The 12735-nt window shown below is 74.5% G+C and carries 11 protein-coding genes and 1 tRNA gene; 4 read left to right on the top strand and 8 right to left on the bottom strand.

The features are described 5' to 3' along the window. Nucleotides 1-10: 10 nt before the first annotated feature. The 7 genes from SNE206_RS25165 to SNE206_RS25135 all read right to left on the bottom strand — a co-directional run bounded on the left by SNE206_RS25165 (nucleotide 11) and on the right by SNE206_RS25135 (nucleotide 7647). Complete coding sequence (locus SNE206_RS25165) at nucleotides 11-1744, bottom strand: pyruvate dehydrogenase (protein ID WP_407915764.1); 1734 nt, start codon at nucleotides 1742-1744, stop codon at nucleotides 11-13. A 133-nt stretch (nucleotides 1745-1877) separates the two neighbouring features. Then, nucleotides 1878-4274 (bottom strand): glycoside hydrolase family 65 protein, encoded by a 2397-nt coding sequence (locus tag SNE206_RS25160; protein ID WP_407915763.1) that lies wholly within the window; start codon nucleotides 4272-4274, stop codon nucleotides 1878-1880. Then, nucleotides 4271-5020, bottom strand: coding sequence for an HAD family hydrolase (locus SNE206_RS25155; protein ID WP_407915762.1), 750 nt, complete (start codon nucleotides 5018-5020; stop codon nucleotides 4271-4273). Before SNE206_RS25155 ends, SNE206_RS25160 begins: the two co-directional genes overlap by 4 nt. Nucleotides 5021-5117: 97 nt before the next feature. Further along, a complete protein-coding gene (locus SNE206_RS25150; protein WP_407915761.1) occupies nucleotides 5118-5894 on the bottom strand; it encodes a VOC family protein in 777 nt (258 codons plus the stop codon). Nucleotides 5895-6083: 189 nt separating this feature from the next. Then, nucleotides 6084-6656, bottom strand: coding sequence for a class IV adenylate cyclase (gene cyaB / locus SNE206_RS25145; RefSeq protein WP_407915760.1), 573 nt, complete (start codon nucleotides 6654-6656; stop codon nucleotides 6084-6086). 90 nt (nucleotides 6657-6746) lie between these two features. Beyond that, a tRNA-Lys gene (locus tag SNE206_RS25140) sits at nucleotides 6747-6822 on the bottom strand. Nucleotides 6823-6942: 120 nt separating this feature from the next. Beyond that, a complete protein-coding gene (locus tag SNE206_RS25135) occupies nucleotides 6943-7647 on the bottom strand; it encodes a DNA polymerase beta superfamily protein (RefSeq protein WP_407915797.1) in 705 nt (234 codons plus the stop codon). Nucleotides 7648-7766: 119 nt separating this feature from the next. On the opposite strand from SNE206_RS25135, the gene SNE206_RS25130 reads away from it, so the two are divergent. The 4 genes from SNE206_RS25130 (at nucleotide 7767) to SNE206_RS25115 (ending at nucleotide 11461) form a co-directional block, all read left to right on the top strand. Then, the gene (locus SNE206_RS25130) at nucleotides 7767-8984 is read left to right on the top strand and encodes a DNA glycosylase AlkZ-like family protein (protein ID WP_407915759.1); all 1218 of its coding nucleotides are present in this window, start codon (nucleotides 7767-7769) and stop codon (nucleotides 8982-8984) included. A 134-nt stretch (nucleotides 8985-9118) separates the two neighbouring features. Further along, nucleotides 9119-9865 carry an SDR family oxidoreductase gene (locus tag SNE206_RS25125; RefSeq protein ID WP_407915758.1) on the top strand — a complete coding sequence of 249 codons (747 nt, stop codon included), beginning with the start codon at nucleotides 9119-9121 and terminating at the stop codon, nucleotides 9863-9865. Nucleotides 9866-9975: 110 nt separating this feature from the next. Next, entirely contained in the window at nucleotides 9976-10764 is a 789-nt protein-coding gene (locus tag SNE206_RS25120; protein ID WP_407915757.1) for a tyrosine-protein phosphatase, read from the top strand. Nucleotides 10765-11005: 241 nt separating this feature from the next. After that, on the top strand, nucleotides 11006-11461 hold the full coding sequence (locus tag SNE206_RS25115; protein WP_407915796.1) for a very short patch repair endonuclease: 456 nt from the start codon (nucleotides 11006-11008) through the stop codon (nucleotides 11459-11461). A gap of 52 nt (nucleotides 11462-11513) precedes the next feature. Here the strand turns inward: SNE206_RS25115 and SNE206_RS25110 are convergent, their stop codons facing one another. Further along, nucleotides 11514-12680: a low temperature requirement protein A gene (locus SNE206_RS25110; RefSeq protein WP_407915756.1), complete on the bottom strand. Its 1167-nt coding sequence runs from the start codon at nucleotides 12678-12680 to the stop codon at nucleotides 11514-11516. Nucleotides 12681-12735 lie beyond the last annotated feature (55 nt).

Below are 12735 nucleotides of genomic sequence, written 5' to 3'. Positions count from 1 at the left end.
AGGCAAGGAGTCACGGCCGCGGGATGTTGCGCAGGTTGCTGCGGGCGAGGTCGATCATGCGGCCCACGCCCCCGGAGAGCACGGTGCGGCCGGCGGCGAGGGCGAAGCCCTTGAGCTGGGCGGCGGTGATGTGCGGCGGGACGGAGAGCGCGTTCGGGTCGGTGACGACGTCGATCAGCGCCGGCCCGGGCCGTTCCAGCGCCTCGGCGAGCACCTCGCGGACCCGGGCGGGGTCGGTGACCCGTTTGGCGGGGATGCCCGCGGCGCGGGCGATCGCGGCGTAGTCGACGTCGCCGTTGTCGGTCCCCCACTCGGGGTAGCCGCTGACGAGCATCTCCAGCTTGATCATGCCGAGGGCGCCGTTGTTGAAGACCACGGTCTTGACCGGCAGCCGGTGCTTGGCCACGGTCAGCAGCTCGCCGAGCAGCATGCCGAGTCCGCCGTCACCCGACATGGAGACGACCTGCCGTCCGGGGAAGGCCAGTTGGGCGCCGATGGCGTGCGGCAGCGCGTTCGCCATCGAGCCGTGCAGGAACGAGCCGATCACCCGGCGGCGCCCGTTGGGCGTGAGGTAGCGGGCCGCCCACACGTTGCACATGCCGGTGTCGACGGTGAACACCGCGTCGTCGGCGGCGACGTCGTCGAGCACCGCGGCGACGTACTCGGGGTGGATCGGCGTGTGCTTCTCGATGTCCCGGGTGTACGCGCCGACGACGGTCTCCAGTGCGCGGGCGTGCCGGGCCAGCATGCCGTCCAGGAACGACCGCTCCGTGCGCCTGGTGAGCAGCGGCAGCACCGCCCGCAGCGTGGCGGAGACGTCGCCGTGCACGGCGAGTTCGAGCGGCACGCGCCGCCCGAGCCGGGTGGCGTCGTGGTCGACCTGCACGACGCGGCGGGTCGGCAGGAACGAGTCGTACGGGAAGTCCGTACCCAGCATCAGCACCAACTCGGCCTCGTGCAGTGCCTCGTGGCAAGCGCCGTAGCCGAGCAGCCCGCTCATCCCGACGTCGTACGGGTTGTCGTACTGGATGTGCTCCTTGCCCCGCAGCGAGTGCCCGACCGGGGCCTGCAGGGTGTCGGCGAGCCGCATGACCTCCTCGTGCGCGCCGCGCACCCCCGCGCCGCAGAACAGCGCGACGGTGGAGGCGGATTCGAGTGCCTCGGCGAGCGCCTGCACCTGGCTCCAGGGCGGTGCGGCGACGGCCTGCTCGGTGAGGAACCGGCCGGTGCCGGTCGGCCCCGCGGCGGGCAGCGCGGCGATGTCGCCGGGGAGGACCAGCACCGCCACCCCGGGCGACCCCAGCGCGTGCTGCACGGCGGTGCGCAGCAGCCGGGGCAGCTGGGCGGGGCTGGAGACCATCTCGCAGAAGCCGCTGCAGTCGGTGAACACCCGCTCGGGGTGGGTCTCCTGGAAGAACCCGGAGCCGATCTGCGCGGACGGGATGTGCGAGGCGAGCGCGAGCACGGGCACCCCGCTGCGCTGCGCGTCGTACAGGCCCTGGATCAGGTGGGTGTTGCCGGGGCCGCAGGAGCCGGCGCACACCGCGAGACGGCCGGTGAGCTCGGCCTCCGCGGCCGCCGCGAACGCGCCCGCCTCCTCGTTGCGGACGTGCACCCAGGAGATGCCCTCGGCCCGGCGGATCGCGTCGACCACCGGGTTGAGGCTGTCGCCGACCACGCCGTAGACCCGCTCCACCCCGGCCTGCCGGAGCACCTCCACCATCTGCTCGGCCACACTGCCCACGGGCCACCGCCTTCCGTGTCGGGTCACACCTCACGGCCACCCTGCGGGACGGCCCCGCGGCGGGCCTCCCGACGGCGGCGAACGAGTGGCGTCACCCCGCAGGCCTCACCCCGCAGGTGTCACCCGACAGGTGTCACTCGGCTGCCAGGTGCTCCACGGGCGCGGTGTGCACCCCGGCCTGCGCGTGCCGGCGGGCGGGCTCGCGGCCGGGCGGCTGCACGCACCGCTCGGACGGCACCTCGGCGACCGTGGTGGGCCGGCGGACGGGCGCACCGGCCTCGACGTCCAGCACCTCGCCGTCGTGCAGCACCTGCAGGCTGCTCCCGCGCTTCAGGGTGTAGCTGGTGGTGGCGTGCGTGATCTCGACCCGCAGCAGGCTGTCGCGGACGGTCAGCGCGAACGACAGGCGGCGCAGCCCGGAGGGCAGTCTCGGCCGGAAGGAGAGCCGGCCGCCGCGGTCGCGGAGCCCGCCGAATCCGGCGACCAGGGCGATGCAGGCGCCCGCGAGGGAGGCCATGTGGAGGCCGTCGCGGGTGTTGCCGCCGAGGTCGTGCAGGTCCATGAGGGCGGCTTCGGCGGTGTAGTCGTAGGCGAGGTCGAGCTGGCCGACCTCGGCGGCGATGACGGCCTGGGTGCACGCGGAGAGCGAGGAGTCGCGGACGGTGAGGCGCTCGTAGTACGCGAAGTTGCGGGCCTTCTGCTCGGCCGTGAACGCGTCGCCGCGCACCTGCATGGCGAGCACCAGGTCGGCCTGCTTGACGACCTGTTTGCGGTAGAGGTCGAAGTACGGGTAGTGCAGCAGCAGCGGGTAGTTCTCGCCCGGCGTGCTGTCGAAGTCCCACAGCTGGTGGTCGGTGAAGCCGTCGGCCTGCGGGTGCACGCCGAGGTTCTCGTCGTACGGGACGAACATCGCGGAGGCGGCGTCGCGCCAGGCGGCGGCCTCCTCGGTGTCGACGCCGAGCGCGGAGGCCTCCAGCGGGTGCCGGGTGGCGGCCTCGGCGGCGGCCCGGAGGTTCGTCTGGGCCATCAGGTTGGTGTAGACGTTGTTGTCGGCGACGGCGCTGTACTCGTCGGGGCCGGTCACCCCTTCGATGCGGAAGCGGCCGACGGCGTCGTGGTGGCCGAGCGAGCGCCACATCCGGGCGGTCTCCACGAGCAGTTCGAGGCCGTAGGAGCGCTCGAAATCCTGGTCGCCGGTGGCCTGTACGTAGCGGACCACGGCGGCGGCGATGTCGGCGCCGATGTGGAAGGCCGCGGTGCCCGCCGGCCAGTAGCCGGAGCACTCCTCGCCGCGGATGGTGCGCCAGGGGAACACCGCACCGGCCAGGCCGAGCTGGGTGGCCCGTTCGCGGGCCATCGGCAGCGTGGTGTGCCGCCAGCGCAGCGCCTGGTCGACGGCGGACGGCAGGCAGTAGGTGAGCACCGGCAGCACGAAGGTCTCGGTGTCCCAGAAGCTGTGGCCGTCGTAGCCGGGTCCGGTCAGGCCCTTCGCCGGGATGGCGCGCTCCTCGCTGCGGGCTCCGGCCTGCAGGACGTGGAACAGCGCGAACCGTACGGCCTGCTGGAGTTCGACGTCGCCCTCGACCTGGATGTCGCTGCCGGCCCAGAAGTCCGACAGGTAGGTCTTCTGCTCCGCGACCAGGCCGTCCCACCCGGTGTAGCGGGCCGCGGTGAGCGCCGCCTCCACCTGGTCGCGGACGGCGGGCAGCGAGCGGGTGGCCGACCAGCCGTACGCCATGAACTTCACCAGGCGCAGCTTCTCGCCCGGGCGGAGCACGGTGGTGACGCTGATCCGGCACTGCTGCTCGGACGCCTCGGCGGTGGCCTCGAAGCGGTCCGGGCCCTCGATGAGGTGGTCCATGCCGGCGGCGACCCGCAGGCCGCTGTAGCGGGTGCGGTGCACGAGAACGGCTTTGGTGCCGGAGGCCTCGTGCGACTCGGGCATCAGCGGCGCCTCCAGGACGGCGGCCGCCCGGGGGTCGCGCTCGCCGTCGGGGAGTTGCTCGTTGGCGACGAGTTCGGACTGCACCACGATGCGGACGGGCCCGTCGACCGCCTCGATCGTGTAGTCGATGGCCGCGACGGCGCGCTGGGTGAGGGAGACCAGCCGGGCGGAGGAGATCCGGATGGTCCGGCCCGCCGGGGAGGTCCACTCGGCCTGGCGCCGCAGCAGTCCGTCACGGAAGTCCAGGCTCCGCTGGTGGCTGCGGAGTTCGCCGTAGCGCAGGTCGAGCGGCTCGTCGTCGACCAGCAGCCGGATGATCTTGCCGTTGGTGACGTTGATGACGCTCTGCCCGGACTCCGGGTAGCCGTAGCCGCTCTCCGCGTACGGCAGCGGGCGGAGCTCGAAGACGCCGTTGAGGTAGGTGCCGGGCAGGCCGTGCGGCTCGCCCTCGTCGAGGTTGGCGCGCAGTCCGATGTGGCCGTTGGAGAGGGCGAAGACGGACTCCCCGCGGGCCTGGCCGGCCAGGTCGAGGCCGTGCTCGACGACCCCCCAGGGATCGATGGCGAAGGCGTCCTGGCCGGTCACGGCGCCTCCCCGGCGAGGAGGTCGGCGAGGTCGCGGACGACCGTGTCGGCGCCGTGCGCACGGAGTTCGCCGGCCTGCCCGACCCGGTCGACCCCGACGACGCAGCCGAAGCCGCCGGCCCGCCCGGAGGCGACCCCGGCGAGGGCGTCCTCGAAGACCGCCGCGTGCGCGGGCTCCACGCCGAGCAGGCGGGCGGCCGCGAGGTAGGTGTCGGGCGCGGGCTTGCCGGCCAGTTCCTCCCGGTGCGCGACGACGCCGTCCACGACGACCTCGAACAGTTCGTCGATGCCGGCGGCGCGCAGCACGTCGCGGCAGTTGGCGCTGGAGGAGACGACGGCGCGCGGCAGACCGGCGTCGCGCAGCCGGTGCAGGTAGGCGACCGAGCCGGGGTACGCCCGGACCCCCCGCTCCTTGATCATCGCGAGCACGGTGACGTTCTTGGCGTTGCCCAGGCCGCGCACGGTGCGGGTGCCGGGGGCGTCGTCGTCGGAGCCCTCCGGCAGCCGGATGCCGCGTGACGCGAGGAAGGCGCGGGTGCCGTCCTGCCGCGGCCGGCCGTCCACGTAGGTGTCGTAGTCGGCGGTGGCGTCGAACGGGACGAACGGCGTGCCGTCACGGCCCGCCTCCTCGCGCAGGAAGGAGTCGAACATGTCCTTCCACGCGGCGGCGTGCACGGTCGCGGTCTGCGTCAGCACGCCGTCCAGGTCGAACAGATACGCACGGATGGTGTCCGGAAGCCCCAGCATGGATGTCAGTCTTGCCCGTACCGCCGCGGATAAGCCGCCCATTCGCGGACCGGCGTGTTGGGCACCGGGCGAACGGGCGGCACCCTGCCGCGGGACGTCAGCGGGCAGCAGTGATCATCGCGAAGACCGCGCCCTGCGGGTCGGCGACCAGGGCGATCCGGCCGACCGGGGCGTCGAACGGCGGCGCGAGCACCGTGCCGCCCCTCTTCACCAGCGCGTCGACCGTGCTGTCGGTGTCGTCGGTGGCGAAGCAGACCTGCCAGTGCGAGGGAGTGCCGGGCGGGTCGTCCTCCAGGCCGACGAGCCCGCCGACCGGCCGGCCCGCCACGTGGATGCCGTGGTGACCGGGCATGCCCTCCAGCGGGGCGACCTCGACGCCGAACGCCGCGGCGTAGAACGCCGACGCGGCCGGCACGTCGGAGGTGTGCAGGTCGTTCCAGGTCAGCGCGCCCGGCTCGTTCACCACCTGCGCGCCGATGAACCCGACCGGCTGCCACACGCCGAAGACCGCGCCGGTCGGGTCGGCGGCGACCAGCATCCGGCCGGTGTCGCCGACGTCCATCACCGGCATCAGGGTGGTGCCGCCCGCCGCGCCGATCGCGGCGAGCGAGGCGTCCGCGTCGTCCGAGGCCAGGTACGTGGTCCAGACGGTCGGCGGGGCCGGCTGGCCCTCCGGGGCCATCTTCGGTGCGATACCGGCGACCGGCCTGCCGTTCAGCGTGCACACCGCGTACCCGCCGAACTCGGCCGGGCCGACCTCGCCCTGCCAGCCGAACAGGTCACGGTAGAAGCCGAGGGCGGCCTGCTGGTCGTCGGCCATCAGATCGACCCAGCACGGGGTGCCGGGCGCGTAGCGGGTGGATACCTCGGGCATGGCGCCTCCCAGGAGGTCGGGGCGGATCCCCCGTGCCGTACGGGGGCGATCCCCGTGGCCCACCCTTCCCGCTGCCGCCACGCCCCGCCACCGGAGCCGCCGGGACGGGCCGCACCGGTGCGCAGCCGTAAGGGCGCAGCCGTAGGGGGCAGTCGTCAGGGGTGTGCAGCTGTAAAGGGCGCGCAGCCGTCAGGGGCGGGATCCGCGCACGGCGGCGACGGCGTCGGTGTACTGCCCGGCCGTCAGGTCGTCCTCGGCGATGCCGAGGCCGGCCAGGACCGTCCGTACGACGGCCAGGGCGGCCGGGAGCCCGGCCTCGTCGGCCGCCGCGGTCTCGACCTCCAGGAAGGTGCCGTCGATCTCCGGCACCCGGACGAGGGTGGCGAGCAGGTCGCGGCCGTCCGCGGTGAAGGCGTAGTTCCGGCACCGCTTCTCGAAGGCGAGCCGCTCGACGAAGCCGAGGCCGCGCACGATCCCGTGGGCGGCGCCGGCGTCCTCGACGCGGGTCTCGGCCTCCGGCTTCGAGCCGGACGCCGCGTCCACCCGGGCGCCCTTGTAGGTGAGGACGGTCCGGGTGCCGTCCGGGCCGTGCACGGTGCGGATGCGCAGTTCGCGGTCGGCGTCCATGAGCGAGCCGTCCGGTGCGTCGTAGTAGGTGTCCCGGTAGACCTCGGACCGGCCGGGCCCGTACGCGTCCTCCAGGCGCCGGAGCACGCCCCCGGGGTCGCGGACCACCGCCTTGAGTTCGGCCTCGATCGCCATGGCTGCACCTCCGTCGGACCACCCGCCCGGCAGCGGACGACGAGAGCCCCCGTCGGCGGGTCGACCGCCGGTGGGGGCTCTCGTCGTGCGTGGTGGGCCGCCAGGGGTTCGAACCCTGAACCTACGGATTAAAAGTCCGCAGCTCTGCCAATTGAGCTAGCGGCCCGCCGGAGTGCGAGGACGGTACCGTCCAGCGCTCGCCGGGGCAGATCCTACCCGGTGATCCCCCGCGCACCGCCAGGGGATTGTGCGCCGCGCCGGGCGGCCCGGCGCGGGCGGGCCCCGGTCAGGCGGCGGCCTCCAGGTGGACGGCCCGCACGCGGCGCAGCCAGGCTTCGGCAGGGCGCTCGTCCGGTGCCTCCGGCAGCACGCCCGGGCGGTCGAAACGCTCCTCGGCGGTGGCCAGCAGGGCCGCTGCGTCGGCCGGGCGGGCCGCGTAGCGCTCGCCGAGCGCCCGGACCCGCTCCGGGTCGGCAAGCCGCACCGCGACCTCGCCGGTCTCGTGCAGGGCGAGGCCCTGCTCGACCAGCCGCACGAGGTGGCGGGCGTGCTTGGCGCTGCGCACCCGCGAGACCGGGTCGTCCGGGTCACGGGTGCTCAGCTTGCGGAACTGCTGGGTGGCGTAGCCGAGATAGGAGTTGCGGACGGCCCGCGCACTGAGGAAGGAGCGGCGTACGGCGATCAGCTCGTCGCCGAGCGGGGTGCGGACCTCGTACAGCTCGTCGGGCAGCCAGACGAGTTCGGAGGCCGTCGGATTGCAGCTCAGGGCGAGGCGGCACCACTTGCCGGCCTCGTGGAGGGTGCGGTCGGGCGCGGTGGTGACGTGCGACTCGGACGGCCGGTGCAGGCCGTGGAAGTCGACGGTGGGCGCGGCGAAGAGACCCAGGCGGTCGATGTCGGAGCCCGCGTGCGCGAGCCCGTACGCGGTGGAGCCGACGATGCCGGACAGCAGGACGTGCACGGGTGGTCTCCGTTCGCCGGACGCGCGCACCGGTCCCCGGCCGGGCACTGCGGGTCCGGGCAGTCTGCCGTGCGGGCGGCGCGCCGCGCGAGCGAATTGCCGGGACGTCGGTCCGCCCGGCCGCCCCGGCGCACGCCGATACTGGGCGCATGGCGAGTGGGCTCATGACGGACAGCGCGATCCCGACGGCGAAGCTCCGGGCCTGGTGGGCGCACCGGCAGTGGCTGGACGGCGGGCCGGAGGGCCCGCACGGGGGCGCGTCCGCCGCCGCGGTGCTGGCGGCCACCGGCTGGGCGCGCTCGGTCGGCGGTGCGGCACCGTACCTGGGTCTGTTCGCGCGGGCCGGGCTGCACCGGGCGGAGGTGGACGCCGCCGTGGCCGCCCTGGAGGTGCACGAACTGCCGTCCGCCCGCGGCTGCACCTACCTCCTGCCGGCGTCCGACTTCGCGCTCGGCCTCGCGGCGGGCGCCGGTGCGCCGGAGAGCGAGATCGCATCGGCCGGCCGGCACCTCGGTGTCACCCGCGACGAGATCGAGAAGCTCTGCCTGGCGGTCACGCAGTTGCTGTCCGCGGAGACGCCGTCGGAGCCCACGGCGATCCGGGAGGCGGCCGGCGGCGCCGTCCGCGCGCTGGGCGACGCGGGGCGCAAGCGCGGCGTGTCCAGCACCCTGCCGCTGGCCCTCGGCCTGCTCCAGGCCCGCGGACAGGTGCGCCGGGTGCCGGTCAACGGCCGCCTCGACCAGCAGCGTTACGGCTACGTCCGGTGGGACCAGCCGGTGAAGGGCTCCGCCGCGGAGCTCGCCGAACGCTACCTCGCCTGGGCCGCCCCGGCCTCCGTACGCCACCTGCGGTGGTTCACCGGGTTCACGGCCGCCACCGCGAAGGCCGCGCTCGCCCCGCTCGACCTGGTGACCCTGCCCGGTACCGAACTCCTGCTGCCCGCCGCGCTGGTGGACGAGTTCGAGGCGTTCGCCGCCCCCGCCGACCCCTCGTACGCGCTCGTCGCCGGGATCGACGGCATCCACCTCCTCCACCGCGACCTGCCGCGCCTGCTCGACCCGGTGGACACCGGCCGCACCCTGCCCGGCGGGCGGGCCGGCCGCGGCTTCGGCAGCGAGTCCGACCCGCGGACGCACGTCGTCGTCGACCGCGGACGCATCGTGGGCCTGTGGGAGTACGACACCGAGCGGCGCGAGATCGTGCACCACCTGTACGTGCCGGCGGACGCCGCCCTGCAGGAGGCCGTCGCGCGCACCGAGGAGTTCGTCCGCGAGGAGCTCGGCGACGCCCGCGGCTTCGGCCTCGACTCGCCGAAGAGCCGCGCCCCGAAGATCGCCGCGATCCGGGCCGCGGCCGGCACGCCCTGACACCGCCTGACCGTCCGCCCTGAGACCGCCCCTGCCGGAGCGCGGGACGCCGCCTGACCGTCCGCCCTGGCACCGCCTGCCGGAGCGTGGGGCGGTGTCCTCCGCAGGCGTACCGATCGGCTACCGTCGGGCCCATGGACGACGTACTCGTGATCACCGGCGCGAGCCGCGGCATCGGCGCCGCCACCGCCGCCCTCGCCGGCGCCCGCGGATACCGGGTCTGCGTCAACTACCGCACCGACGAGGCCGCGGCGGCCGGGGTCGTGGCCGGCATCAGGGAGGCCGGCGGCACCGCGATCGCCGTCCGCGCGGACGTCAGCCGCAGCACGGAGGCCGCCCGGCTGTTCCGCACCGTCGACGCCGAACTCGGCCCGCTCACCGGGCTCGTGAACAACGCCGGCACCCTGGAACAGCAGTCCCGCCTGGACGGCCTCGACGAGGACCGGCTGACCCGGATCTGGGCCGCCAACATCACCGGCCCGTTCCTGTGCGCGGGCGAGGCCGTCCGCCGCATGTCGACCCGCTACGGAGGCCGCGGCGGCGTGATCGTCAACATCGGCTCGGCCGCCTCCCGCACCGGCTCACCCCACGAGTACGTCGACTACGCGGCGTCCAAGGGCGCCCTCGACTCGATGACCCGCGGACTCGCCCTGGAGGTCGCCGGCGAGGGCATCCGCGTCAACGCCGTCCGTCCCGGCCTCATCCACACCGGCATCCACGCGCTCGGCGGCGAACCCGGCCGCGTCGACCGCGTCGCCCCGCAGCTCCCCATGGGCCGCGGCGGCCGTCCGGACGAGGTCGCGGAGGCCGTCCTCTACCTCCTCTCACCCGCCTCCTCCTACTCGACCGGCGCGTTCCTCGACGTCGCGGGCGGCCGCTGACCCCGCCCGGACCGGCCGCCGCCGGGGGATGCGGCCCCCGGGCCGGCGGCCCCCGGCGAGTTCGCCGGAACAGCCCTGACCGGGCCGCCCTCAGCCCTACCGTGGGGCACATGACCGACCGCGAGTTCGACGCCGCCACCACCACCCACGACGCCGACGGCACCGGGATCGGCCCGGTCGACGCCGCGACCCTGCCCGGCCGGCCCGGCCTCGCCCACATCGCCGTCCCGGACGTCCCCAACTTCCGCGACGCCGGCGTGGGCGGGCTCCGCACCGGACAGCTCTTCCGCTCCGGCGCCCTGAGCCTCCTCACCCCCGAAGGCGCCCAGCGTCTCAAGGCGCTCGGCGTCCGCAGCGTCATCGACCTCCGCACATCGGGCGAGCGCTCCCGCTGGCCCGACGAACGCCACGGCCTCGACTACACCGACCACCACCACCCCGTGCTCCCCGACCGCGCCGAGACCGGCATCGAATGGCCCACCACCGGCCTGGAGACGTACGTCTTCATGGCCGAGACCGGCGGCCACGCCATCACCGGCGCCGTCCGCCGGATCGCCGCACCCGGCGGGCTGCCCGCGATCGTCCACTGCGCCGTCGGCAAGGACCGCACCGGCATCACCGTCGCCGTGCTCCACCACCTCGCCGGACTGCCCGACGACGAGATCGTCACCGACTTCCTGCGCTCCAACGCCCACCTCGGCCTCGACCGCGGCCCGGTCACCTACGTCGACGAGAACGGCGAGGAACAGCTCTCCCACCCCGTCGAGACCGTCAACCTCCTCGCCGCCCTCGCCCGCATGCGCGAACTCCACGGCAGCATCGAGGGCTACCTCCTCGCCCACGGCGCCACGCAGGCCGACCTCGACACCGTCCGGGCGGCGCTGACCGGGGACAGCTGACCCGGTCCCGTCTGTCGGCCGGCGGAGCTACCTTGGGAAGATCACCGAACCGTCCTGCCGCCGGAGGGGCCATGGAACGCGACCCAGGACCGTCGTGCACCGCGGTCGGCCCCGGTGCGGGGGTCCGCGGTCGCCCGCCGGGGTTCGGCACCCCGGAGGGCGGGGCCGCCTCCGTCCGGGTCGGGCGGTCCCGGTGAGCACCTCGCACCCCGGCGCCTCGTCCCCGTCCGTCGCGTCCCGCATGAGCCGGCAGCGCCGGAAGGACACGGAGATCGAACTCGCGGTCCGCAGGCTGCTGCACGCCTCCGGCCTCCGGTACCGCGTGGGCCTGCCCGTGCCCCTCATGCGACGCCGCACGATCGACATCGCGTTCACCAGGGCCCGCGTGGCCGTCTTCCTGGACGGCTGCTTCTGGCACGGCTGCCCCGAGCACGCCACCAGGCCGAAGGCGAACGGCGCGTGGTGGGCGGAGAAGCTGGACCGCAACATCGCCCGCGACATCGAGACCAACCGGGCCCTGGAGGACGCCGGGTGGCGTGTGCTCCGCTTCTGGGAGCACGAGCCGGCCGGGTCCGTGGCAGCAGCGATCCGATCCGCGCTGACCGCGCCCCCGGCCGGTGGTGACGGGCCCGCGGCCGACGGCCCGGCCGGGCTTCGTCCCCGTGACCCGGGCTCACCGCCCGCGCGTCGTCACTGACGCTGCCGTCCGGTGCGGCTCCGGCCCGTCTCCCGTGGAGCAGCCGGCCCCGTCACACGAGCACCGGGCCGTCCGGTGCCGCCTCGGACCGCTGCCGTCCGGTGCGGCGCTCCTCGTAGGCGAAGGTGAGGACGAGGATCCCGGCGGTCACCGCGAGCTGGGTGATCGCCGGCAGTGCGGTGCCGAGCGGGACGGTGGCGGCGATGAGGACGGCGGCGGCCAGGCGGGGGAGCACGGGCCCCTGGTCGAAGGCCCGGCGGATGCCCGCGTTCGCGGCGAGGAAGAGGGCGGGCCCGGCGGCGAGGGCCCCGGCCTGCGGCAGCGTGATGGTGTGGGTCGGGTGGGCGACCGCGGACTCGGCACCGGCCGCGAGGAGGATCACGCCGAGCAGCAGCGCGTAGTGGCCGAGGTTGTGGACGCGGATGGCGAGCCGGTTGCGCCGCTCGTCGTCGAGGGCCGCCATGCGGTCGGCGGCGCGCTCGTCGTCGTCGTGGCCGAAGTACGCCCACCAGAGGCCGACGCAGACGGCGAGGGCGCAGACCGCTGCGAGCACCGGGGCGGGGGTGAGCTCGGTGTGCGCGGAGGCACCGACGCCGAGGGCGACCACGGACTCGCCGAAGGCGACGATGACGATGAGGCCGTGGCGTTCGACGAAGTGGTGGGCGTGCAGGTGGAACTGCGGCAGGTCGACGAGGTACGGGTTGGCGAACTGCACGCCCAGCGAGGCCGTCCACAGGAGGAGCTGGACGGTGCCCTGCTGGTAGCCGCCGATCACCACGAGCAGCGCGATGAGCAGGTTGAGCCCGCCCATCCGGAGCACGGATCCGCGGGTCACGCCGGCGGCGGCGAACATGCCGGTGTGCACGGCGATGACCACGAGGTACGCCCAGCCGAAGGCGGCACCGCTGCCGTCGAAGGCGTGCGGCACCGCGAGGGAGATGACCAGGAACGCGGCCATGCCGGTGAGCAGGAAGCCGCGGCGGGGGTGGGTGGAGGGCGGCATGGCGTTGGTGAGCCAGATGAACGCGTCGTACATCCACCAGATGACGGCGAGCATCACCAGCACCCGCACGAGCCCGCCGACGTCGAGGTGGTGGGTGAGGCTGGCGGTCAGCTGGGTGACGGTGAAGACGAAGACGAGGTCGAAGAAGAGCTCCAGCGGGCTGACGCGCAGTTCGGCCTCGCGGCCCGTGGCCGGGGTGCGGGTGTCAGTGGTCACGGGCGTGAGTATGGATCACGACGGACCGCCACGGGCGGGGTTTCGGTCCTCGGTG

Source organism: Kitasatospora sp. NE20-6 (genome assembly GCF_045862635.1).
The sequence above is the reverse complement of the archived record's forward strand: the minus strand, read 5'-3'. Positions and strand labels throughout refer to the sequence as shown.